At 36.0% G+C, this 24,419-nt stretch carries 26 protein-coding genes and 1 riboswitch; of the genes, 15 read left to right on the forward strand and 11 right to left on the reverse strand.

The features are described from left to right. Positions 1–154: 154 nt before the first annotated feature. From DD829_RS08085 to DD829_RS08095, 3 genes are all read right to left on the reverse strand, one after another. On the reverse strand, positions 155–538 hold the full coding sequence (locus tag DD829_RS08085; RefSeq protein WP_076392338.1) for an acyl-CoA thioesterase: 384 nt from the start codon (positions 536–538) through the stop codon (positions 155–157). A 108-nt stretch (positions 539–646) separates the two neighbouring features. Continuing rightward, positions 647–825, reverse strand: a riboswitch (cobalamin riboswitch). Positions 826–888: 63 nt separating this feature from the next. After that, entirely contained in the window at positions 889–1,686 is a 798-nt protein-coding gene (locus DD829_RS08090) for a hypothetical protein (RefSeq protein ID WP_228408152.1), read from the reverse strand. A gap of 113 nt (positions 1,687–1,799) precedes the next feature. Further along, on the reverse strand, positions 1,800–2,759 hold the full coding sequence (locus tag DD829_RS08095; RefSeq protein WP_108409773.1) for a helix-turn-helix domain-containing protein: 960 nt from the start codon (positions 2,757–2,759) through the stop codon (positions 1,800–1,802). A gap of 229 nt (positions 2,760–2,988) precedes the next feature. Here DD829_RS08095 and DD829_RS08100 point away from each other — a divergent pair, with 229 nt between their 5' ends. Genes DD829_RS08100 through DD829_RS08110 form a run of 3 tightly spaced genes read left to right on the forward strand, consistent with a single transcriptional unit; the run spans position 2,989 to position 5,127 of the window. Next, positions 2,989–4,374 (forward strand): hypothetical protein, encoded by a 1,386-nt coding sequence (locus tag DD829_RS08100; RefSeq protein ID WP_108409774.1) that lies wholly within the window; start codon positions 2,989–2,991, stop codon positions 4,372–4,374. Between the two features lie 25 nt (positions 4,375–4,399). After that, positions 4,400–4,825, forward strand: a complete 426-nt coding sequence (locus tag DD829_RS08105) for a transposase (protein ID WP_108409775.1) — start codon at positions 4,400–4,402, stop codon at positions 4,823–4,825. Beyond that, on the forward strand, positions 4,801–5,127 hold the full coding sequence (locus DD829_RS08110) for a transposase (RefSeq protein ID WP_108409776.1): 327 nt from the start codon (positions 4,801–4,803) through the stop codon (positions 5,125–5,127). The genes DD829_RS08105 and DD829_RS08110 overlap by 25 nt, the downstream gene beginning before the upstream one ends. Before the next feature lies 1 nt (position 5,128). Here DD829_RS08110 and DD829_RS08115 read toward each other — a convergent pair whose 3' ends face one another. From DD829_RS08115 to DD829_RS08135, 4 genes are all read right to left on the reverse strand, one after another. After that, positions 5,129–5,797, reverse strand: a complete 669-nt coding sequence (locus DD829_RS08115) for an ATP-binding cassette domain-containing protein (protein ID WP_108409777.1) — start codon at positions 5,795–5,797, stop codon at positions 5,129–5,131. A gap of 405 nt (positions 5,798–6,202) precedes the next feature. Beyond that, complete coding sequence (locus DD829_RS08125) at positions 6,203–6,814, reverse strand: hypothetical protein (protein ID WP_123906832.1); 612 nt, start codon at positions 6,812–6,814, stop codon at positions 6,203–6,205. Between the two features lie 87 nt (positions 6,815–6,901). Next, complete coding sequence (locus DD829_RS08130) at positions 6,902–7,393, reverse strand: YcxB family protein (RefSeq protein ID WP_108409805.1); 492 nt, start codon at positions 7,391–7,393, stop codon at positions 6,902–6,904. Continuing rightward, positions 7,394–9,541, reverse strand: a complete 2,148-nt coding sequence (locus DD829_RS08135) for an endonuclease MutS2 (protein WP_108409807.1) — start codon at positions 9,539–9,541, stop codon at positions 7,394–7,396. Between the two features lie 310 nt (positions 9,542–9,851). Here DD829_RS08135 and DD829_RS08140 point away from each other — a divergent pair, with 310 nt between their 5' ends. Beyond that, positions 9,852–10,391, forward strand: coding sequence for a GNAT family N-acetyltransferase (locus tag DD829_RS08140; protein ID WP_108411037.1), 540 nt, complete (start codon positions 9,852–9,854; stop codon positions 10,389–10,391). Positions 10,392–10,767: 376 nt separating this feature from the next. Continuing rightward, a complete protein-coding gene (locus tag DD829_RS08145) occupies positions 10,768–11,409 on the forward strand; it encodes a uracil-DNA glycosylase (protein ID WP_108411304.1) in 642 nt (213 codons plus the stop codon). Here DD829_RS08145 and DD829_RS08150 read toward each other — a convergent pair. From DD829_RS08150 to DD829_RS08160, 3 genes are all read right to left on the reverse strand, one after another. After that, entirely contained in the window at positions 11,396–11,887 is a 492-nt protein-coding gene (locus tag DD829_RS08150) for a hypothetical protein (RefSeq protein WP_108411303.1), read from the reverse strand. The two genes, DD829_RS08145 and DD829_RS08150, sit on opposite strands and share 14 nt — an antisense overlap. Positions 11,888–11,894: 7 nt before the next feature. Continuing rightward, positions 11,895–12,386 carry a DUF456 domain-containing protein gene (locus tag DD829_RS08155; RefSeq protein ID WP_076392366.1) on the reverse strand — a complete coding sequence of 164 codons (492 nt, stop codon included), beginning with the start codon at positions 12,384–12,386 and terminating at the stop codon, positions 11,895–11,897. Between the two features lie 71 nt (positions 12,387–12,457). After that, positions 12,458–13,636 (reverse strand): carboxypeptidase regulatory-like domain-containing protein, encoded by a 1,179-nt coding sequence (locus DD829_RS08160; protein WP_076392368.1) that lies wholly within the window; start codon positions 13,634–13,636, stop codon positions 12,458–12,460. A 165-nt stretch (positions 13,637–13,801) separates the two neighbouring features. On the opposite strand from DD829_RS08160, the gene DD829_RS08165 reads away from it, so the two are divergent. From DD829_RS08165 to DD829_RS08210, 10 genes are all read left to right on the forward strand, one after another. Next, positions 13,802–15,070: a mechanosensitive ion channel family protein gene (locus DD829_RS08165; protein WP_076392370.1), complete on the forward strand. Its 1,269-nt coding sequence runs from the start codon at positions 13,802–13,804 to the stop codon at positions 15,068–15,070. Positions 15,071–15,147: 77 nt separating this feature from the next. Continuing rightward, on the forward strand, positions 15,148–15,867 hold the full coding sequence (locus DD829_RS08170; RefSeq protein ID WP_108411010.1) for a pyridoxine 5'-phosphate synthase: 720 nt from the start codon (positions 15,148–15,150) through the stop codon (positions 15,865–15,867). A gap of 96 nt (positions 15,868–15,963) precedes the next feature. After that, the gene (locus DD829_RS08175; RefSeq protein WP_076392374.1) at positions 15,964–16,743 is read left to right on the forward strand and encodes an alpha/beta fold hydrolase; all 780 of its coding nucleotides are present in this window, start codon (positions 15,964–15,966) and stop codon (positions 16,741–16,743) included. Between the two features lie 116 nt (positions 16,744–16,859). Beyond that, positions 16,860–17,078 (forward strand): microviridin/marinostatin family tricyclic proteinase inhibitor, encoded by a 219-nt coding sequence (locus tag DD829_RS08180; RefSeq protein WP_076392376.1) that lies wholly within the window; start codon positions 16,860–16,862, stop codon positions 17,076–17,078. A 26-nt stretch (positions 17,079–17,104) separates the two neighbouring features. Beyond that, a complete protein-coding gene (locus DD829_RS08185) occupies positions 17,105–17,323 on the forward strand; it encodes a microviridin/marinostatin family tricyclic proteinase inhibitor (RefSeq protein ID WP_076392378.1) in 219 nt (72 codons plus the stop codon). A gap of 87 nt (positions 17,324–17,410) precedes the next feature. Next, the gene (locus DD829_RS08190; protein ID WP_108410709.1) at positions 17,411–18,367 is read left to right on the forward strand and encodes an MvdC/MvdD family ATP grasp protein; all 957 of its coding nucleotides are present in this window, start codon (positions 17,411–17,413) and stop codon (positions 18,365–18,367) included. After that, positions 18,360–19,364, forward strand: a complete 1,005-nt coding sequence (locus DD829_RS08195; protein ID WP_108410708.1) for an MvdD family ATP-grasp ribosomal peptide maturase — start codon at positions 18,360–18,362, stop codon at positions 19,362–19,364. The genes DD829_RS08190 and DD829_RS08195 overlap by 8 nt, the downstream gene beginning before the upstream one ends. Positions 19,365–19,571: 207 nt before the next feature. Then, complete coding sequence (locus DD829_RS08200; RefSeq protein WP_108410707.1) at positions 19,572–20,585, forward strand: NAD-dependent epimerase/dehydratase family protein; 1,014 nt, start codon at positions 19,572–19,574, stop codon at positions 20,583–20,585. Next, positions 20,582–22,351 carry an AMP-dependent synthetase/ligase gene (locus tag DD829_RS08205; protein ID WP_108410706.1) on the forward strand — a complete coding sequence of 590 codons (1,770 nt, stop codon included), beginning with the start codon at positions 20,582–20,584 and terminating at the stop codon, positions 22,349–22,351. The genes DD829_RS08200 and DD829_RS08205 overlap by 4 nt, the downstream gene beginning before the upstream one ends. A 77-nt stretch (positions 22,352–22,428) precedes the next feature. Next, positions 22,429–23,484 carry a diphosphomevalonate/mevalonate 3,5-bisphosphate decarboxylase family protein gene (locus DD829_RS08210; RefSeq protein WP_108410705.1) on the forward strand — a complete coding sequence of 352 codons (1,056 nt, stop codon included), beginning with the start codon at positions 22,429–22,431 and terminating at the stop codon, positions 23,482–23,484. 58 nt (positions 23,485–23,542) lie between these two features. Here the strand turns inward: DD829_RS08210 and DD829_RS08215 are convergent, their stop codons facing one another. Further along, positions 23,543–24,388 carry a prephenate dehydrogenase gene (locus DD829_RS08215; RefSeq protein ID WP_108410704.1) on the reverse strand — a complete coding sequence of 282 codons (846 nt, stop codon included), beginning with the start codon at positions 24,386–24,388 and terminating at the stop codon, positions 23,543–23,545. Positions 24,389–24,419 lie beyond the last annotated feature (31 nt).

A 24,419-nucleotide genomic window follows, 5' to 3' on the forward strand; every position in this document is an offset into this window, starting at 1 on the left:
ATTAATCATTTTTGCAGGAGGAAATCCAGACAAAGTTTTCAAAACATAAAAGAGGTCGGATTTCTTCCGACCATGACTAGGCAAAGCCCGCCGAAACCGCTTTAAAGAACATTGAAAATATTGGATTCCGGCGACCGAAGGTCGCCGGAACCTTTTATAAGATTTGGATAGGTTTCTTAAACTCATCAATCGCTACAAAAGTAAAATCGCCTACAATCGCTCTTTCCCTTTCATACGAATACATCTGTTCCGTGAAAATTTCCACATTTACTTTCATACTCGTTTTTCCGACGTGAACCACTTTTCCAATCAGTTCAACAATGGTTCCGGCAGGAATCGATCTTTTAAAATCAATCTTATCGCTGCTTACGGTTACCACGCGTTTTCTTGCAAATCTGGTGGCAGCAATAAATGCCACTTCATCCATCAGCTGCATCGCTGTACCTCCGAAAAGGGTATCGTAATGATTGGTTGTGTTCGGGAAAACCGCTTTGAAAATTCGGGTTTCAGATGCTTCAATTCTTTCTTCTGTAGTCATATATCATTATTAATTAAAGCGAGATGAAAAATAGAAGAACAACAGAAAAAGCAGAGACAGAAATCTCTGAGTGTCCATTAGATCAACAAACTTCAAATCGCGAAAGTTTTTTGTTATGAAGAAAAAGGCAGGTCTCCTGACTTGTAACATCTTTATTTCCTTCCCATGACCAGCACAGTGGATTTTAATAAAGACTTCAGTTACTTACAGTTGCGCGACAGCTCGTGATTTTCACACGATTCCCTTTTAATCTGCAGTTAAGCAAAACCAGTTTCCTGAAAAGTAACAGACTTTACAAAAGAGTTAAAGACGGATGCTTTTCGGGTACAAAAATAATGATTATTAATGAATTATTCGGGAGTTTTATAGATGATCTGGCTTTCAGCTTTTCCCTGTTTGATAGTCCAGATCGTTGTATAGCGGTTTTCACCGGAACCGTTAATCATATATAGAAAAATATGATCATTGTCGATGGCGGTTACCCCAACATTATTGAAATCCATTGTAGGCTGAAACATATTTTTAATAGCGTCTCTTACAAAAACAGAGCCTCTTCCCGGCTGCTGAACGCGTACAGATTTTATTTCGGTTAAACCTTCAGGCAATTCCTTTCCTACGCCCCAGGCTTTTACTTTGTCAACTTTAATAATATTTCCATTGGCATCTTTTTCCTGTTTCTTGATGTGTGCATAGGAAGGATAAACATCAATGATGACTTTTGTTCTCTGATTTCCCGGAATTTTAGGATTGGTGTCGTCTGTAAAGATCAGAGATTTTCCGTTCTTGGATTTTGAAGGCGTAAATGGTGCTAATTTATCCACAAAAACCACACGGTTTTTATTAACCATACCTTCTTTAGTAATGCTGTCGTATCTTACGAAAGGTTTTTCCGTGTCCTCTTTTTCAGGATATTTTATCCAGATCCATTCCGTTTCTCCCGGCGCAGGTTTTTCGTAAATAAAAACATCTCCTGTTTTCATACGGATTTTATCGACGATTTTTCTGTAGTCGTCTTTATGAACGCGCACCATTGCATAACCTTCTTCAGCTTTTACAACACCGAAAGGAACTTTATTCTGACCTTTCGCCAACGCAAAAGAAAAAACACCGAAAACTGAAAGATAAAATGCTTTACGTAGAGACATCATCATGAAATTTTTTGACAGTTCAAATATATAAATTAAAATTTGTTTAAACTTTTCAAAAGTATAAAAGTAAACTTATGAATGTATCTAAACTAATTTAAATTAAAAAAAAGCTGTCATGAAACCTTTGTACTGGTTTTCTGTATATATTCACTTGGAGTTACCCCTTCTATTTTCTTAAATACTTTATTAAAAGTTGACTGATTCTTAAATCCTGCTTCAGAATAGATGTGCATCAAAGTCATCGTTTTCAGTTCATCACTATGAAGTTTATTTTTCACATATACTACACGATGCGTATTGATGTAATGATTAAAATTATCGAATCCGTTGATTTTTATGGCTTTGGAAATATAATTGTTATTCACTTTAATTGTACTGCTGAGCTCGGAAATCGTTAAATCTGCATTTCTGAATAACTTATTACCAATAACTTCCTGGTCTATTTTCTCAAAAATATTTTCTGCAAGTTGCAAATCTTTATCGGCAACAGGAGCAGGCTGAGAAACCTTTTTCTCAATAATTACCTCTTTACTCTTTATATTTTGAATCAGGCTTTTATAATATGTTCCTAAAAATATCTGTATAAGGTTAACAGTAAATATGAAAGCATCTGTAAGGCGTCCTTTCTCAAGATCATTAAAAGGATATCCGAAGTAATCGTTTCCCGCAAATACGCAGCAGAAACTTATGAGAAAAATAGCATATACTGTGAAGAAAACAACTTCTTTTTTCGAAAAAAAAACATTAGCCCAAAAGGGTAGGGCTACAATCCATATTAAACTGCAGACCGAAATATTCCAGAACCTGAATACTATAAACAGATTATAAAGCGGCATTACAAGAATGAAAATCTTCACTACTTTAAGAAGATCGTAATGATTTCCCAATATGTAAAAAGGAAGCAGTAATGAAAAAAAACCTCCGATGAGATAATAAACCATTACCGGATCTTTCATATAAAATGAGAAAACCAGGATGAATGTAATAAAAGTTACACCCAGTACATAGACGTATCTGTTGGCGAGCTCTCTTTTCAGATTAAGCACTTCGCTCTCAATATTTTTTTTCCCCATACCAATCTAATATAATAAAATTCAGAAAATCATTTATTAATTATTTTGATTATCAGTGGTTTATATTAGTTGCAATGAAAAGTCATTTATCATTTATCTCTTGTTTTCTACTCAAAAATGTGACTCTATATTTGCAATGTGTTTTTCAGTTAGCAAAATTACAATAAAAATTTAATCTTTAAATATTTATAATGTAGATATCTGATAACCTCCTTAAAAAACATATATTATGACGAACAAAAAAAAATTATTTCTTCTCATGGCTTTTTCTGTTTTGGGAATTAAATCTTTTGCTCAGGTTGGTGTTAATACCACAAAACCGCAAGGTGTATTCCACGTAGACGGAAAATCTTCTTCTGCCACAACCAATGATCCGGATAACGCACCAACAGCTTTACAGTCTTCCGACGACTTTGTTGTTAAGAGTAATGGAAGTGTAGGTATTGGTACAGTAACTCCAGATGGATCTGCTATACTGGATATGAATGTGGATCAGCTTTCTTCAGGAAGCAAAAAAGGTCTTCTTATTCCGAGAATGGCTTTAACATCCAGAACGGATATTACAACAATTCCGAATCCGGCAACAGGATTATTGGTGTATAATTTAGGAACAAATTCAGGATTTAGTTATTCCGGGTATGTTTACTGGAACGGAAGTGAGTGGCGTCTTATGGAAGACACTTCTCCGGTTAGCGCAGTTGCTGTGTTAAACTGTAACGCGGCGGCGTTGGATCCATCCCAGTTGATTGATGGAAATACACCTACTGCAATTACTTCAGGAACCGTGATGAAAATTCCATACTCTGGAGCAAACGGTGGTCAGTACAGTGGAATTACATTATATTCAGTAGGAAATCCGGGAGTTACGGCAACCATTACCGGCGGAAAGCTTGAGGTTGGATCCGGTTCTTTAGCATTTGCAGTACAGGGAACACCTATTGCTTCGCAAACGTCACCGGTGGGGATAACATTTGATCTGACTCCTTTTATTACAGCAAATTCGGGACTTACAGGCTGTAGCTCTGTTACCGTAGGAACTCAGGTGAATGCTGACATTAAAACAGTAGCTGTGATGGATTACATGAAGTTTATTACAGATCCGGATACAGGAGTAAAAGGATTTGTAGTAGAAGCAAAGACACCAGATGGTCTTTATACAGTAAAAGTTTTTATGAGACATTCTCTTCAGAATGCTACGGCTACTGCTACCAATAATACAACTTCAACTGCAAGTGGAGCAGAAAACAACGTACTTTTACGAAATAACTCCAGTACATCAAAAACCATCATGTGGAATTACTCTACATTTTATGGAGGACAGATTACAGATGCCGGAGGAAATTTAGTGGTGCCGTCACAGGTTCCTGGTGGAGGAGTTGGAAATACCTGGAGATCATTATCTACTTCTAATGCAGGAGCATGGGGTAATCCGGGAATTTATAATGCTGATAACAGCGGACCGGAATATCGATACTATTCCTGGATTGATACTTCCACAACCTCAAAAGTAGCTTACATAGCGACTGTAATGGCAGGGATGGATCCTTCGGCTACTGCAACACAGGTTACCAAACAAAAAGTTTTTATTAAAATCGAACAGATTACAGGACAATAGTAAATATAATACACATTGATGAAAAATGAATTTCAAGGACATCCATATTGGTAAGTTTATTGAAATTAAGGTTACAGAATGTGGGATGGAAATTTCCCACATCTGTAATTATTTTAATCTCGGAGAAAAAGATATACTAAGAATGTATGATTCTTCACACATAGACAGTGCACTTTTACTAAAGTGGAGTAAACTTCTTAATTATGATTTCTTTAGACTTTACACACAGCATTTAATATTTTATGCACCCCCTTCTTCCAATTTAAAATCAGCACTTAATAAAAAGAAGACCTTAAAATCCAGTTTCAGAAAAAATATCTACACACAGGAAATCATTGATTTTATCCTCGAATTGATGGAAGAAAAAAAACTATCAAGACATGAAATCTATGAAAAATACAAAATTCCTAGCACAACACTTTACAAATGGATATCAAAGAGAAAAAAATAAAGAAAACCGTTCCGGACTACAAGCAGATTTATAGTGATTTAGTTGCATTGAAATATCCTGAAAAACTGGATCAGTGTACACCAATCCTTCAGAAAAGAGAATTAGATTTCTTAGATGTCTTAGAGATCAATAATATTTTAAAACCCAATAAGACAGATCAGAATTTGAAATCATATGATAAATCTACCATTCTGAAAATTCTGGATTACCAGAAAAAAAATAATTTAAACAATACTGAACTGGCTATTAAGTTTAAAATGAGCAGAAATACGGTAGGGAAATGGAAAAAAATATTCTTCTGAATTAATCTGAATAGGAAACCGGAAGATAACCGTGCCGTTTTAATTCTTTTGAATCTTTAATCTGCCTTAAATAAGAATCAGAAAGAAGATAAATTTCATCTGAAACTTCCAACACTTCCTTATAGCGATGATCTGAGAGGATAATTCCTTTCTGTTGTGATTGTTCTTTAATCATTCTCTGAATTTCAACAATCATTTTTGGAGATAAAGCGTTAAAAGGTTCATCCAGAAGAATAAACTTTGAATCGGAATATAAAATTAAAAGAACCTCAACAATTTTCTTCTCACCGCCGGAAAGACTTCCAGAAGTTTCATTTAAAAAAGGTTTTAACAAATCTGATGCAATGAGCTGATCTGCATTTTCTTCATTACAGAAAAGTGAGATCAGTTTTTTAATTTTTACACCCCTTGGAAGAAAAGAATGCTGAGGTAAATAAGCAATCCTTCCTTTTCTGTCCATTTGGTTTTGTAAAATTCTATCATCCACTCTTACAAACTGAGAATCGCTTTTCTCTGTTCCGAAAATAATTTTTAAAAGAGTAGATTTTCCCGTACCGTTTCTTCCCAGCAATCCGATAATCTTTCCTGTTTCACAAGCCATGTAGATATCTCTCAGAATTTTCTTTTCGTTAAAAGATTTTGTAACACTGTCAATATGCAATTTGCTCATATTAATTTTGTAATCAAATTAACAATTACCCCTGCTGAAAAAGTGAAGATCCAAAGAAAAACTCTTGAAAACCCGAAATTGGCAAAGAAAAAATATTCATTTTTAAATCTTAATTCATAAATCAGATAATGAAAAGCCGGAAAAAATACCAAAAAACACAATCCGAAATTGTCAGCCGTAAAACCAAGTAGGGCATTCATCAACAAAGAAAATAGAACAGCAGGAATCAATAATTTTACATAGAAAATCCATAGAATCCTTATATTTTTAACCATATATCTGTTTAAACTAATTTTGAATTCAACCAAAGTTAAATCAATTGATTATAAAGCTTTTACTAAAATATATTAAGCTCTCAGAAGAATAAAAATCTGAAATTTTTTAGAAACTGATAACCAAATATCGTTAAATTTTATCCAGATCTTTTTTTGACAAAAACAGATAAGAATAGATTCCAAAGAAAACAAAAACAACTGAAAATACAGCGGCAGCAATATAAAAAGCATCTCCGAAACTGTACGCAATATTTATTTTTCCATCCATTCCCATTCCTGTGGTATGTTCCAGATCTTCCATTTTTGCTTTAAAACTGAGATAAAATCCTAAAAACCCAAGAAGTCCGGTTACAGAAAACCCAAGATGATAAAGATACTTGTTTCGTATGGTTTTCATCAGTTGCACAGCAATTCCCGCAATCGCCATTAGAAAAGAAAGAATAACAAACGGATTTGGCAAAATATCACCTTTGTCACTTTCTTCCTGAGAATCATCTGATGACGTTGAATGATCTTCCTGATTGCTTACGGAAGATGCATAAGGAGAACTTTTTTTAATGCTTTCTCTCATTCTTTCGTCCATTTTTTGCTTAGAAACTCCCGTTATCAGATCAGTTCCCTTTACAGACATCAAAGTAACGTTACCGCATTTCACGAGGAAAAAGGGAAATAAAAAACAAAGGATAATTACAGTATAGCTCGGTATCGGCAGAAAGTCGGACAGTATTTTTAAGTTCTTCATAAATTATTGTTTGGGGTAAAAATATAAAATTTAAAATAAAAGAGCGTCCTGAACAGACGCTCTCATGAGATATATTTTGTAAGTACATTACTCTTTTCTAAGTTTTGCTTTTACATTATTTTCTGTAATCATTCTTCGCAATCCGGTAATCTCATCCTTCGTAAAATACTTTTTCGGAACCATATTCATCGTCTGTGCGCTTTGGTAGATCAGAAACCATTCTTTATTTTCCCTCACTTTATAAACCGTATTCCATGCAAATTCTGCATCAAAAGTTTCTCCTTCCGTACGGATTTTCTCTTCCGTAAAAATATATGTAATATGTTCCTGAATCTTTTTATTGGAACTGAATGCAAATTTCAGCCGTAAAAAAGACCGGATCACGATAAACAGAAACATAATTCCAAGCCACATTGAAGCCGAAAGCAAAATTTCCTGTTCAGAATTGCCGTCCGCAAACAGTTTCACAATAAAGAAAAGCAGAATCAGCAAAGGAAAAGCAATAAGCCTTATTAAAGAACTTTTGAGATGAAACATCAGAAAATCCTTAAAACTAATATGAGTTTTTACCGTTATCATTTAAATTCTTTCCAGTTCGTCTGCGTCAATCGTCGTTTTAAAAGTTCCGTAATTCACAATTACTTTATTCCGTGAAATTTTTTCAATCGTTCCCACACTCGTGCTGCCGGAAATACGGACACGTTGCCCGACTTTCATCCAGAGAGCGCGGTCGGTTTTGCGTTTTTCCTCCAGTTTTTCATTGGTTTCCGTAATTTTTTCAATTACTTCTTCCTTTTTAAGCTGTTGGGTAATCTTCCTTTTCACAACTTGCAGACGTTTAGACTCATCTTTATCTGCTCCCAGTTTTCTGAATTTTTCCTGCTCAAGAATTTTTACAAAATCTTTTACCACATCTTTTCTGGATTTTCCTTTTACGTAGCTGTCGATAAAAGCCTCAATTTTGTTCCCGAACTGCAGTTTACGGTGCTCTTCTTCATATAATTTCTGGAAATTGAATAGCTTCTGCTGAAGCTGTTCATTCAGTTTCTGAAGGTTATCGCGCTTATCTTCTACAGATTCTTTTCTTTCGGCAAGATCGGTTTTAAGCTTTTCCACTTCATATTTTTCCTGCTGAAGTTTTACAATCGTTTTATCCAGATTTACAATATCATGTTCCACCTTTTTCTTGGCAGAATGAATAATGAATCTCGGGATTTTATTCTTTTCCGCCACCTCAAAAGTAAATGAACTTCCCGCTTGTCCCACTTCCAGTTTATACATCGGTTCCAGCGTTTCTTCATTGAATAGCATTGCGGCATTCTGGGCATTCGGAAGCTGCTCTACAACAAGTTTAATATTGGTGTAGTGCGTCGTAATGATTGCAAAACTTTTTTTGTCATAAAAAAACTCAAGGAAACTTTCTGCTAATGCACCTCCCAGTTCAGGATCGGAACCTGTACCGAATTCATCGATTAGTAAAAGCGTATTCGCTTCAGCTTCACGAATGATTCCCGACATTTTCTTCAATCTTGATGAATACGTCGAAAGGTGATTTTCAATCGACTGATTATCCCCAATATCGGTCATGATCTTATCAAAGAAAAACATTTCCGATTTCGGGTGGGTCGGAACCAGAATTCCGCTTTGGATCATCAATTGCAGCAAACCAACTGTTTTCAGCGTAATGGATTTTCCTCCCGCATTTGGTCCGGAAATACAGATGATTCTGTTGTGTTCCGTTAAACTCAGCGTTTGAGAGTAGATCGTTTTATTTTCCGCTTTATTTCTTAAAAACAGTAAAGGATGGAACGCTTCTCTTAATCTTAACGTTTTGTGACGGTTGATTTTTGGTAAAACACCGTTGATAAGTTCAGCAAATTTTGCCTTCGCTCTCGTTAAATCAAGGTCGAAAATATACTTCTGATATCTCCAGAGCTGAGGTTGAAATTCCGCTACTTCTGCGGTAAGCTGTCTTAAAATCTTATCAATTTCCTTTTTCTCTTCCTCCTCGCTTTCACGAAGCTTAAAATAATGCTTTACTACGGAATCCGGCTGAATATAAGTGATGGAACCGGTTTTTGAAAGTCCCAAAACCCTTCCCGGAACTCTTCTTTTGAATCCCGATTTTACCGCTAAAACTCTTTGGTCATCAATAATCGTTTCACGGATATCATCCAGAAAATCACTCTGTCCGTAAGTCGTTAACGCACGGTTGAAATTTTCCTGAATCGCTTTTTTCGCGTGCTGAATTTCACTTCTTAATCCTTTTAAAGCAGGAGAAGCTTCGCTTTTAACCTCACCGAAACGGTTGAACACCTTATCAACTTTATCAATAATCTCTTTTCTGAATTCCAGAACAGAAACATCTTCCATGAGAGTAGGGAAGGTTTCCGGCATGGTCGGGAAGAACTTCTGCAGTTTCCCGATTTGCTCCGTGATGGTTTTGATTTTGATGAAAGCGCTGTTTTCCAGTCGGTAATTTTCGATCAGCATAAGCTTCAGCTCACTTTCGATATCTTCATATTCATCAAACGGAATTGCATTTGAACTTTCAAAACTCGAAAGATACTCGGAAGTTTTTTTCAATGAAAGTTCTGCCTCGTCTATTTCCATCGGACGAAGTTGAAGAATTTTTTCTCTTGTTTTCGGAGAATACGCAAAGGGAGAAATTTCCGCGAGCAATTGCGGAAACTCTAATTCGTTTAAATCTTCTTTATTTATATACACAGTGCAAAGATAATTAATTTGAAAATGAAATAATTTGAGAATTTGAAAATGATTTATTGATTTGATCTCTTTTATTAATATAAGCTTGGGCAAGTCCAGTTTGATATTTTGTAACGCTTCGATTGTATTCAGGATGTTATCTTTTTGTAAAGTTTTTCTGAAATCATTAATGTGCTGTATAATTAGATAAATGTTTAACAGCCTCCATTGAATTTTTGGACTTTGTTCTACACTTATTTCAATAAAATTTTTGTGATTTTTGTAGCAGAAATTAGTGAGTTTAATTACTAAATTTATGTAAGTTTGAACTATGAAGCTAGAAACCGAAACATTAATTCTGAAACCCATCGACGAAAGTTATACGGAAGACATTCTAAAGATCAGAAGCAATGAAACCATCAACCAGTTCGTACACCGAAATCCTCCTAAAAACAATTATGATGCGCTTCAGTTTATTTTAACCATTAAAGAAAATACCCGAAATCAGACGTCTTTTTATTGGGGAATTTCGTTAAAAGACCACCCGAATCTGATTGGAACCATTTGTCTCTGGAATTTTTCCGAAGACCGGAAAGAAGCAGAAGTCGGTTATGAATTATTACCGGAGTATCACAGAAAAGGCATCATGTCGGAAGCTTTGGCTGCAGTCGTGGATTTTGCATTTAAAAATTTACATTTGCAGGAAATTGTTGCGATGACGCACAAACTCAACGAAATTTCAAAAGGACTTCTTTTAAAACATGATTTTGTATTGCAGGAGGATAGAAAGGATGAAGATTTTCCGGAGAATCTGGTTTTTAGTTTGAAGAAGAAAAAAAAGAATTATTGGTTTTCTTATCGAAGAGGATAAATGTATCTACCGTGGGATTAGATTATTCTATAATAAATTTTATGAAGAGAAAAACTTGAAGACTCATTAAACTGGCTTAATCAAAATTCTGCTGGAAATGATAGAGTTGTCTTGAGACTGGATAATGGAGATTATGTTGATGTTTTAGGGTAGTATTTTCAAAGAATTGATAAGGTTCTTTGAATAAAAAAAAGTATGATTAATAGTGGATAATTAAATAAATTTATTTGTCATTTCGACGGAGGAGAAATCTTTTTTATTTTAATCATTAAATTTGCGCTAGATTCTTCATTTCGCTTTGCTTCATTCAGAATGACAGTTGGCGTAAAAATTGAATTTTTAAATTAATTCGTTCTCAAATTTTCAAATTTAAAAAATGACCTGGACAGAAATATTAGCCCCGATAAAAAATACAGAATACTTTACCGGTTTATGGGAAAAAGTAAAGCAGGAATATGCAACCACTAAAGTTTTTCCACCAAAAAATCAGATTTTCAGAGCGTTGGAAATTACGCCTTTTGAAGATATTGAAGTGGTGATCATCGGACAGGATCCTTATCATAATGATTATCAGGCGAATGGTCTGTGCTTTTCCGTTTCCGAACAGGTAGCTGCACCACCTTCTCTGAAAAATATTTTTATTGAATTAAAAGATGATTTAGGTGTTGAAAGAACTTCAAAAGAATTGGACGATTGGGGAAAACAAGGCGTTTTACTGTTGAATGCAACTTTAACCGTTCGTGCGCATTCTCCGAATTCACACAAAGATTTGGGATGGGAAAAATTTACAGATTTCATCATCAAGGAAATTTCAGATAAAAAAGAAAACGTGGTTTTTGTTCTTTGGGGCGCTTTTGCACAAAAAAAAGCCGAACTCATCGATCCGGCTAAACATTTTATCTTAAAATCTGCGCATCCTTCTCCGTTTTCTGTTTACAGGGGATTCTTCGGAAGCAGACCTTTTTCAAAAATTAATGAATATCTGGTTTCAAAAGGGAAAAAACCTATTTCATGGTAGGATTTTCTCCTCCTTTTTTAATGGTAATTCCTATTTTGTATTTTCCGTTCAAAGCCTTTGTTCCGTCTGCAGAAGCAGGATAAGGCTGAACATCCGTTAAAGAAATAGTATATCCGTTAAAAACAGCCGACTGATGATAGTTTCTGCCTTCATTGTCCATACTGGCTAAATTCAGAACCACAGGTCGGGTTGCAGTTCCCATTACTTCAACCTGTGCCACGGCAACACCTGCCCAAATGCAGTTTACGTCTTTTGGGCAACGGCTGTCTTCAGAAATTCCTTTGAAGGTTACATTCATCTGATATTCTTCAAGGAATTTGTTTTCACCCTCGTTGAAATAGATCATTCCGCCATCTTTGCTGGTTACTTTGGTAACGCCTGTTTTATCCGTGTTCACTTTTAATTTATTTTCTTTTTGAGCATTACAGTTCATTAAAAACAATGAGCCTAAACTCAGGATAAGCATTTTATGTAGCATAATTTTTTTATATAATATTAAGCATATCTAATAATACTACCAAAAACATTGCCACACCTACCACAAGACTGAAACCTGTTCCGTAAATAAATCCTATAAAAGCCCCTTTTGTTGATTTCAGGGCTTTATTCACATCCTTGCTGTCGTGAAGAAGTTCTCCGATAAACACTCCTGCAAACATTCCCACCAGAAAACCCAAAGGAATAGGTAAAAATATTCCGACAATGGTTCCGATAATCGAACCGATGCTTCCCCAACGCGTTCCTCCGTATTTCTGATTGGTTTTTGCCGGAATTACATAATTCAAAACTACAGAAGCTACCGTCAGAATTCCGAATGCCCAAACATAAATCATAGGAAGATCTGCATCTGTTCCGAATTTATAAATTAAAAGTCCGCAGATGCTCAGCAATAAGCCCGGCAAAACAGGAAGAAACGTCCCTAAAATCCCCAGAAACAAAAGAATAAGACAAAGAATATTAATCAGTGTAGAGTCCATAATTTAAATTTATTTGCAGTATATAACAAAAGTGACTCCAAAGAGCCACTTTATATTGATAAAAAATTCTGTTAAAGATTCAGGATCACGTACTGTAAAATAACACCCGCATTTCCGATGTTTCCTGCAGCATGATTGTGGAAACTTGTATAATAAATATAGCCGCTGTTTGAAGAACCTGAGCAAGGACCTACAGTTGCACCCAATGCAACAAGATAAGGAACTAAAGTCTGCGGAACCGAAATCGTGATCTGAATACTGCTTCCCGGAATTGTAATGCAAACCGGAACAAAAGTTGTGTTCGGAGCATTTCCAATAGGCGTTACCGGAATTCCTGTAGCCGTAAAATGATTCGTTCTCAACATCAATGCCTGATTAGCACCGTCTTTTACTAGAACTTCCCAGTAAGAAGGGTCATAATTGGTAATTTTTTGCCAGGATCCCAAATCAAAATCGATATTCAGATTGTTGAAACCAAGTGCCGAAGACAATCCTGCGTTGCTTACCACAGCCGGAACAATGCCCGAATTTCCTGTGTTCGTAGAACAAAGTTTTGAATCGGGAACAAATCCTCCCGCAGGAGCGCAGCTTGAAGTATTGTCTGTACCACCCACTAAATAAGAAACATCCCAATCTGAAGCATAAATACTTCCGCCATTAGCAACGAAGATCGCAAGGTTTGCATCGATTGCAGGGAAAAGTGCCTGATTGGTGGAGTATTTTCTGGAACCGCAGTTCAGGAAAATAATATCATACTGTGCAATGGTATTTAAATTGGTAAGATCATTATTTGTGATTTCCGTAGCGGTATATCCCAAAGAAAGAATAATATCTTCAATTTTATCATACGAACCTTTTACATAAGCAATTTTAGCCACCTGATTCAGTTTGGTCTGAGACAGATCCAACGTTAAAGTTTCGTTATTTTTTACCGTTGCAGCAACTTCTGTACGGAAATTGCTTCCATTCCCGGTCTGAATGTGAATGGTGTGATTGCCGACCGGAGCGTCCAGTGTAAAATTACCATCCGCATCAGAAGTTGTGTAGTAGATTTTATATTTATCGTCGAAAGTAAAAACAGACGCACCGCCAATAGCTTTGGCTCCGTTTTGTGACATTACTTTTCCGGTTATTTTTCCGGTTTTTACCGTATTATCTACCGTGGCTTCTGTAGGAGAAGAAGGATCCGAGTGACAGGAACCCAAAGAAAAAAGGATGATAAAAATAAAAAAGAGGTTAAGTTTTTTCATAAATCATAGTTTTTAATTACGAGACTAAATTAATGATTTTATTATTAAATATATTGAAATTTTAAAACAATTTTAAATAATCGTTAATTAATTTTCAATTGTTTTGTGAAAAATTCTTATTTAATCGGTGTTGGAAGGATTTAATTTTTTACTAAATTTGTTAGAATGAATGATCAGTTACAGGAAACCAAAAATTTCATACAGGATTTAAGCGAACAGCTTTATTTATATATTACCAAAATTTCTCCGGCAGGTCTGGATTGGATTTTTCATGCCTTTACAAAACTTGCTATACTTGTTATTTTATTTTTGCTGGTAGACTTTCTTGTAAAACCTGTGATTAATCTTATCTTCCGTTTTTTTCATAACGAAGAAAAATACCCGGTGATAAAATCAATTTATCAGTCAAGAATAACAAATTCCGTAGCTCATCTTTTTGCTTTGGCCATTGTACTGGGGATTCAGACTTCTATTTTTCCGCCAAAAGCAATTCCCAGAACCAACATTTTTATTATACGTTCCATTAATTTAGGACTTGTATTAATTCTTGCCGGAATGCTCTATCGTGGTCTCACTGCTTTCAGAAATTATTTCGCCATTAAACAGGATTATTACAAAATCATGGCATTGAATGCGATTTCTGAAACAATGAAAATTTTAGGAATTTTCATTTTCTCCATTGTAGGAATCTGTGTGATTTTTGGGATTAAAGGAGCTACGATTGTTGGAAGTTTAGGGGCAATTACTGCGGTTCTGGTACTGGTTTTCCGCGATACCATTCTTGGATTTGTAACCGGAATCCATGTTTCAACTTCTAAAAGTCTTAAAGTAGGGGACTGGATCAGTATTCCCAAATACAATATAGAAGGAAATATTTCAGACATCAGTCTTTTAACGACGAAGATCATGAATTTCGATAAAACCATTTCATCGATTCCCACCTATGATCTTTTAACCACTGAGATTAAAAATCTTCAGGTGATGTCGGAATCCAACACCAGAAGAATTAAAAAATCAATCTACTTTAATATCAATTCCTTTAAATTTTTAACGGAAGAAGACATTGATCGCCTGAAAGACATTAATCTGATCTCAGAATATCTTGAAGGAAAAAGCATTGAGCTGAAAAAAGAAAAAGAGACTTTGAAGCACAGTGATAAAATAGTGAACGGAAGACAGCTTACCAATATTGGTGTTTTCAGATACTACGCAGAAAAGTACCTGCAGAATGATCCCGATGTGGATCAGGATGGTGCAATGATGGTTCGTCAGTTGGATATTACTCCGCAAGGTCTGCCTTTGGAAATCTACTGTTTCGCCAATGATTCGCGTTGGGAACATTTTGAGCAGATTCAGGCAGATATTTTTGATCATTTATTGGTTGCTTCTAAAGAATTTGATCTTCAGGTAATGCAGATCAGTGTAAAGGTGTAATGAAACTTATTCTTCGAATGTAAAATTTCATGAAATAATAAACCCACTTTTAAGTTGGGTTTTTTTATTTTTGCAGTATGACAAAACTAAGTGTAAACATTAATAAAATTGCGACGCTGAGAAATGCAAGAGGAGGAGAAACACCAAGTGTAACGGAGGCGGCCGTAAAAATTCAGGAGTTTGGAGGACAGGGCATTACCATCCATCCAAGACCGGATGAAAGACACATCACAAGAAAAGATGTTTATGATCTGAAACCTCTGGTAACAACAGAATTCAACATCGAAGGAAATCCTCACCGTTCTTTTATCGATATGGTTCTTGAGGTGAAACCGGAGCAGGTAACGCTGGTTCCCGATGCAGATGATGCCATTACTTCAAACGCAGGTTGGGACACGAAAAAACATCTGGATTTTCTTACGGAAATTATCGCAGAATTTAAAAATGCGGGAATCCGTACTTCGATCTTCTTGGATCCGACTCCCGAACTGGTAGAATATGCTGCCAAAACAGGAACCGACAGAATTGAACTCTACACCGAAGCTTACGCTAAAAATTATACCCAAAATAAAGAATCTGCCATAAAACCTTATTATGATACGGCGGTTGTTGCCACAGATTTCGGATTGGGAATTAATGCAGGACACGATTTAAGCTTGGAAAATTTAAAATATTTCGCCGATACCATTCCGAATTTGCTTGAAGTTTCGATTGGTCATGCTTTGGTTTCCGAAGCGTTATATATGGGAATGGAAAATACAGTTCAGGCTTATCTGAAGAGACTGGCAAAATGGTAAAAAGGCAGGAAGCGGGATTTGTAAAGCCAAAGGTTTGATAAGTATTGTCTGAACTATCTGCTTCCAGAACCCACTTCTATCCTAAAAACAAAACGTATGGAAATTTTAAATTCAAAAATATTTGGCGAAAATCTTTCGTCGACACCGCTTTTGGTATTTCACGGTTTATTTGGAATGCTTGATAACTGGGGAACCTTCGGGAAAGATTTCGGAGAATTTGTACCGACTCACCTTATTGATCTCCGCAATCACGGGAGAAGTTTTCATTCCGATGAGATGTCTCACGACGATTTAGCGGATGATATTCTTCGGTATATGGATCATTACGGCATAGAAAAAGCTCATATTCTGGGGCATTCTTTAGGCGGAAAAGCAGTGATGCAGTTTGCTATTAAATATCCTGAAAAAGTTGAAAAGCTCATCGTTGTGGATATTTCTCCGAAAGCATATCCTCCACATCATCAGGGAATTATCAAAGCTTTAGAGACGGTGGATTTCAATACGGTAAATTCCAGAAATGATGTGGAAGCGGTTTTAAGTCAGTACATTCCTGAAAGATCAACCATACAATTCCTCACAAAAAATCTGTATTGGGATGATAATAAAAAACTCAACTGGAGATTTAACCTGAAAACCCTTTCTGAAAAATACAATCAGTTTGTTTCCAATGCGATAAAGTTCGGCGTTTTCGAAGGAGAGACATTGTTTATCGCAGGCGAAAAATCAAATTATATTCTTCCTCAGGACGAATTTGCCATCAAACAGCAGTTTCCCAAAGCTCAGTTTTCAACGGTGAAAAATGCAGGACATTGGGTGCAGGCTGAAAATCCTGTAGATTTTGCTAAAATTGTCAAAGAATTTTTGAATATTGTATAACATAAAGCGTTTATTGGGGTTAATTTGTTAAAATTTTCTTAAAACGAAAATTTATTCTACTTTGTGTGATATTTTTTAATATTTTAGTCGAAGCTAAATCACTAAATATTAACATCATGGAAAATAAGAAAAACAAGAAGCCGTTCTTCGCATCATTTTTAGAAAAACAGATCGCAGAACCGGAAAAAATCAAAGGAGGATCTGAAACTGCTGCAACAGCTCCGTTAAAAGATAACGTTACAACAGCACTTCAGGACAGCGTTACAAAACCTTCCAATGATAATGTTACCATGAAATATCCTTCCGATGGCGATGAGGGCGGTAATGAAATCTAAAAACGAATAACCCAAAATAAACAACTATGAAAAACAAAGATTCAAAAAAGAAACCTTTCTTCGCTTCATTTTTAGAGAAACAATTACAGGATCCTGAAAAAATTAAAGGAGGTGGAGATGTAACTATTGCATCACAGGACAGCATTACAAAACCCGCTGTAGATACAGTGACCAAGCCGATCTATGATATGGCACAGACTATGAAATATCCGTCCGATGGTGATGATGATTCTCCATCAGTTTAATGGATTTTTATTATTCAGATCACATTAAAAAATCATATTAAAAGGAAACTTACACTCTAAGTTTCCTTTTTTAATAAAAACCGGCAGATGATTCTTTGTATTACGCATTCTCAGGACTTTTACAATATTGATATCTTTTTTGAATATTTAAAATCTAAAAATATTCCTTATTTCAGACTGAATTCAGATAAAATCAGTCATTATCAGAAAATCAGCATCAACGAAAACTTTTTTGAGTTAACCGATGAATTTGGAAATACCGTTAATTCAAACGAAATTAAAGCGGTGTGGCACAGAAAATCATGGGGAATTTCAGTTCCCGGAGAACTGGGCGAAAACTACACAAAAACTTTCCTGAAAGAGTATGCTGCTCTCAGATATAATCTTTTCACTTTGCTGGAAGAAGTTCCGTGGATCAATCCATTTGAGAATGAAAACAAGATAGATGGCAATAAGATGCATCAATTGAGAATTGCCAAAAAAAACAACCTTACTATTCCTGAAACTATTTTTTCGAACGATTCAGAACAAATAACCGAGTTTTTCCATCAGAAATGCAGCGGAAAAATGGTGGCAAAACTTCATGGTGCGCTTTCAAAAACAATGAGCGGCGAAAATTTCCTTTCCACCAATATCATCGATGAAAATTCTCTCGAAAATATAGAAGACATAGAATATTGTCCCATGATTTTTCAGCCCTACATCGAAAAAGAATATGAACTGAGAATACTGTATCTCGAAGGAGAATTTTTTACCGGAAAAATCAATAACAGCGAAAATGCCGACTGGAGAATTGCCAACGAAAATTATTTTTGGTCAGAATACAACTTACCCGAAAATATTAAAACCAGTTTAACTTCAATGATGAAAGAAATGGGACTGTACATCGGAGCAATCGACATGATAAAAAGCAAAGACGGAAACTACTATTTCCTTGAAGTAAATCCGCAGGGAGAATGGGGAATGCTGCAGAAAGAACTCAATTTTCCTATTGCAGAAAGAATTGCCGACAACCTTATAAAAAGAATGAAAACCAATGAATAAAATTTTAATAATTACCCATACAGGAGATAATTTTTCCATAGAAAAAGTAACGGAATACATTGCCGAAAACCATTGTGAAGTCATCCGTTTCGATGTCGATTTATACCCTTTGCAAAATAAATTATCCACCCGTTTTGAAGACGGAAAATGGATCAGTATTTTAGAAACACCCGAAAAAAAACACCGTTTAGATGATATTTCCGCAGTTTGGTACAGAAGAGCCTACAACATCGGAAGCGGACTGAAGGAAGAACTGGATTCTAAATTTTACGGAGCCGCGATGGGAGAGGTCAGAACCACGCTTTTTGGTTTTTTAGAGTCTATTGATGTGTATTCATTAGGAAAACCGAGTGTATACAGAAGACTGGACAGCAAAGAGGAACAGTTGAAAATAGCCCATAAAATAGGACTTCAGATTCCCGAATCCTGCCTTACCAACAATCCGGAAGAAGCGAAACAGTTTATTGTAAAACATAAAAATGTGGTTGCCAAAATGCAGACCGGATTTGCCATTTATGAAGACGGCGTTGAAAGTGTGGTCTTCACCAATGTGGTAAACGAAGATAAGCTGGAGGAACTGGATACGCTTTTGTACTGTCCGATGCAGTTCCAGAAAAAAATTGAAAAGAAAAAAGAACTTAGAATTACCATTGTCGGAAGAGATGTTTATGCTTTCGAAATCGATTCTCAACAATCGGAAGCCGCAAAAATAGACTGGCGAAAAGACGGGGTAAATCTCATTGATAAATGGATTCCTGCGGAACTTCCGACAGACATCGAAGCGAAGTTGCTTGAACTTTTAGACGTTTATCATATCGATTACGGCGCAATTGATATGATTGTTTCGCCGGAAGATGAATATTATTTCATTGAAATCAACTGTGCCGGAGAATTTTTCTGGCTAGATAATCTTACTGAAGGAAACCTTATTTCTAAAAGCATTGCCGATATCTTATGCGACAAAGCTCCAATAAGAAACAATAGAGTTCTTGTTTAAAAATTTATTCAGAACAGATGATATGGAAAACGGGCGAAAGTCCGTTTTTTTATTTCAAAACAATTTCACGATTTAATTAAAATCAGGATTACTAAAACTTTTGTCGTTTTATCCATTTAAAAAACAGAAAATCTCCCTTAAAAATCGCAAATTTGCATAACGTAGAATATTATCATAATTTAGTCAGCAATCAAGTAAAAAAAATTGATGGTTTTTGTAACGGGAGCAACCGGAATTTTAGGCAGAGTAATCGTTTTGGAACTTCTGAAAAAGGGAAAAAACGTTCGTGCAGCAAAAAGACCGACGAGCAATTTAAACGAAGTAAGGCATTCCTATACATTTTATACGGAAAATCCCGATGATTTCTTCAACAGAATTGAATGGGTTGATGTAGATTTTAATGATATGTATTCCCTTCAGGAAGCTTTGAAAGAGGTGGATGAAGTATATCACTGCGCTGCAAAAGTAAGCTTTCATCCTCATGACGAAAAAGAAATGTATCGTACCAATATAAAAGGTACAGAAAATCTCCTGTACGCCTGCGAAGGCTCCGGTGTGAAGAAATTTCTTCACGTGAGCTCAATTGCTGTCCTTGATAATTTCAACGAAAAAGGAGAACTGGACGAGGATTCCGATTTCAATCCTAAACTGGATCATTCTGCATACGCACTTTCCAAACACCTTTCCGAAATGGAAGTATGGAGAGCTTCAGCAGAAGGTTTAAACGTTGTTATTGTAAATCCCGGAATCATCATCGGAAGCGGAAACTGGGGAAACAGCAGCGGAGATGTTTTTCCTACCTTCGAAAAAAACAGCTTTACATTTTCTGGCGGATCTAGTTATGTGGATGTAAGAGATGTTGCAGAAATTTCCATAGAATTAATGGAAAAAAACATTTTCGGAGAACGTTTTATTGTAATTGCAGAAAACAGAAGGTACGCAGAATTAGGAAAACAGATCAGATCTAAATTAAATTTAAAAGAAGCTAAAATTCTTTCAGACTTTCAGCTCAATATCGGAGTTTTGGCAAATACATTATTCGGCTGGTTTATTCCCGCTTTAAGAATGGCAACAAGATCTAATGTGAAATCAATTTCAGAAATGAACACCGTTTCCAACGAAAAAATAAAAAGCAGATTGAATTATCAGTTTATTCCTCTTCCGGAAAGTATTGATTTTCATTTAAATAATTATATCAACGATAAAAAGATAAAGCAATGAATCTTGCAGAGGCAATTATCTTAAAAAATACAGAAAAGCATCCCATAAAATCTGCCATCGGATTTAAAAAGAAAGATGCAGGCTGGAAAGAACTGAGCTGGAAAAAATTCGGCGAAATTGTGTATAAAACAGCCAATGCGCTTAAAAATGCAGGAATTCAGGAAAATGATAAAGTAGCCATTTATTCGGATAACTCTTCCGAATGGATGATTTTTGATCTCGCGGTGTTGGCAATCGGAGCCATTACGGTTCCAATCTATTCCACCAATAATGCAGAACAGGCAGAATACATCATCAATGATTCGGAAGCGAAGGCAATTTTAGTGGGAGATCAGTCGCAGTACGATGCGTGTCTTGAAATTTTGAAGAAAGAAAGTACCAGTCTGCAAACGATTATCATTTCTAAAAAAGCAGTCTGGATCAAGAAAGAATTCAGCAGTTTTTATCTGGAGGATTTTATCGCTAAAAGTTCTCCCAAATTAGAATTCTGCAAGAAAGAATATGAAGATATTGCCACGCTTATCTACACTTCCGGAACTACAGGAACACCGAAAGGAGTCATGCTTACGCACGGAAATTTTGTAAAAGCTTTTGATGCCCACTTTGAATTTTTCAAGTTTAAAAACTTTGAAGAAGAGCTTTCTCTGGCATTTTTACCTTTAACCCACGTTTTCGAAAGAAGCTGGAGCCTGCTTTGCCTTTACGGAGGCGCAAGAGTGTATTTCCTCGAAGATCCGAAGAATATCGCCATTGCTTTGGAAGAGGTAAAACCGACCATGATGTGCGCGGTGCCGAGATTTTTCCAGAAAGTCTACGCCGGAGTTTTGGAAAAGGCAGAAGAAGGTTCTTCGCTGAAGAAAAAAATATTTAACTGGGCATTGGAAACCGGTTCGCAGACCGCAGAATTAAGAAGAAGAGAACAGCCGGTTCCGTTTGGATTAAAAATAAAAGAAAATATTGCCGAATCTTTGGTTTTCAGTAAAATTAAAGAAAAAATGGGCGGAAGATTATGGTTTCTGCCTTGTGGCGGAGCTTCATTATCTCCTGAAGTGACGAAGTTTTTTGAATCGGTTGGAATTCATGTGACGGTTGGCTACGGTTTAACGGAAACTACGGCAACTTTAACCGCTTTTCCTTTGACGAATTTTGAACACGGAGGCTGCGGAAAGCCTCTTCCGGGCGTGGAAATCCGAATCGGGGAGAACGACGAAATTCAGGCAAAAGGAAACGGAATTATGAAGGGATATTACAAAAAACCTGAAGAAACGCAGAAAGTTTTCACGGAAGACGGCTGGTTTAAAACCGGAGATGCCGGAACAATAGACAGCAAAGGAAATCTTACTATTACAGACCGTCTGAAAGATCTTATGAAGACTTCCAACGGAAAATATATCGCGCCGCAGCAGATTGAAAATATCCTAACCAACAACAATTTCATTCAGCAAATTGTCCTGATTGCGGAAGGAAAACAGTTTGTTTCCGCGTTGGTTGTTCCGAACTTTGAATTTTTAAAAGAATATCTCAAAAAAAATAATATTCCTTTCACCCATTGGGAGGAAATTGTAAAAAACGAAAAGATACACGATTTTTACAAAGACAAAATTAAAGAACTGCAAAGCCATTTATCCGATTACGAAAAAGTGAAAAAATTCACATTGATGCCTTCGGAATTTGATATCAATACAGGAGAAATTACTCCGACATTGAAGGTAAAAAGAAATGTAGTGCTTAAAAAATATGCAGATCTCATAGAGAAGATGTATTAAATTTTTAAGGCTGAGTTGAAGATTGAGCTGTAACAACTGTACATTAAGCCAGATCTCACCTTGCAAAAATTGAAATTATGACAACACAGGAATTTTTAGGAAAAAAAGATTTTACAATAAACAATCAGACGGTTTCGGAAAGCTGTCCTTCGAATATTGCCTTAATCAAATACTGGGGGAAATACGACAATCAGATTCCCGCCAATCCAAGCATCAGTTTTACTTTAAACCATTGCAGAACGAATACTTCGATGGAGTTTTCTGCCAATGAACCTTTTTCTGTGCAGACTTTTCTTGCCGGAAATGAAGAAGTAAAATTTGCCGAAAAAATTGAAAAATATTTCAGAAATATCGAACAGTATCTTCCATGGATTTTACAGGGAAAATACATCATCAGAACCGAAAATACTTTTCCTCACAGCTCAGGAATTGCAAGTTCTGCTTCCGGTTTCGGAGCGATAGCTAAATGTTTAATGAATCTGGATGAAACATTCTCAGGCAAAACTTCGGATGAAGAATCGTTGAGAAAAGCCTCTTTTTTAGCAAGATTGGGAAGCGGAAGCGCATGCCGAAGTCTTTATAATGGGCTGGTTGTGTGGGGCGAATCTCAGGTAAAAGGAAGCTCTGATCTTTTTGCAGTACAATACCCAAACGATGAAATTCATGAAATTTTTAAAGATTTTAACGACTGGGTTTTACTCATTCATGAGGGTCAGAAAAGCGTTTCTTCCACTGTCGGTCATGGTTTAATGAATACCAATCCTTACGCAGACAGAAGATTTCAGGAAGCAAGGGAAAATTTCGGTCCCATGAAAGAAATTTTAGCCAATGGAGATTTACAGAGTTTCATTAAACTGGTAGAACACGAAGCATTAACACTTCATGCCATGATGATGATGAGCGATCCTGCATTTATTTTAATGAAAACAGGAACTTTGGAAGTCATCAATAAAATCTGGGATTTCAGAAGAGAAACCAATTTGCCGTTGTTTTTTACGTTAGACGCAGGAGCCAACGTTCACCTTCTGTTCCCGAACGAAGGTTCAGAAGAAAAAATAAAATCTTTCATCGAAACCGAACTGTTGCAGCATACGCAGAACAATGGAGTGGTGAAAGATGTGATGAGGTTTTAATTTTGTGAAAAAATATAAGGGTTAAAGACATACTTAAAATCTTTAACCCTATTTTTATCTATTTATCTAAGATTCCCCTGATTTTATTCGCATTCGAAATCAGTTCTCCAAGATATTCGAAATTTTCTTTTTCCAGGGCGGCTTTAAACTTTCTTAACTGAGCAATGTGTTCATTCAATACATCCAGAACATTTTCTTTATTTTGTCTGAAAATCGGAACCCACATTTCCGGATGAGACTTTGCCAGACGAACAGTGCTGGAAAAACCGGAACTAGCCAGTTGAAAAATAGTTTCTTCTTCTTTCTCCTTTTCTAAAACCGTATTTGCCAAAGCGTAAGAAGTGATGTGGGAAATATGCGAAATATAAGCGGTGTGAACATCATGATCTTCCGCATTCATGTAAATCAGATGCATATCAAGACTTTCTACAATTTTTTCAACCAGTTGTAAAGCATCTTCTGCGGATTTTTCCTTATCGCAGATTACTCCTGCTTTTCCGGAGAAACTTTCTGAAACTGCCGATTTCGGGCCGTTATTTTCCGTTCCCCACATCGGATGGAAAGCCACAAATCTTGATCTTTTCGGATGATTTTTTACCGCATTTACAATTCCTGCTTTGGTAGATCCTGCATCCATCACCGTCTGATGTTCTGAAATCAGGTCTAAAACATTCGGCAATAATTTTCTTGCGGCATCTACAGGAATGGCAAGAATCACCAGATCAGAGTTTTTAATTCCGTATTCCAGATCTACTTTTGCATCGATTATTTTGAGTTCTAATGCTTCATTCAGATGGTCATTGCTGTTATCAATACCGTAGATGAAATCGGCAATTCCCTTTTGTTTTAATTTTAAAGCCATTGAGCCACCGATTAATCCTACACCAATAATACTTATTTTCATCGTTTAAATTTTAAAATAAAAAACCCCGCCC

The organism is Chryseobacterium sp. HMWF035 (assembly GCF_003094695.1).
GTDB lineage: Bacteria > Bacteroidota > Bacteroidia > Flavobacteriales > Weeksellaceae > Chryseobacterium > Chryseobacterium gambrini.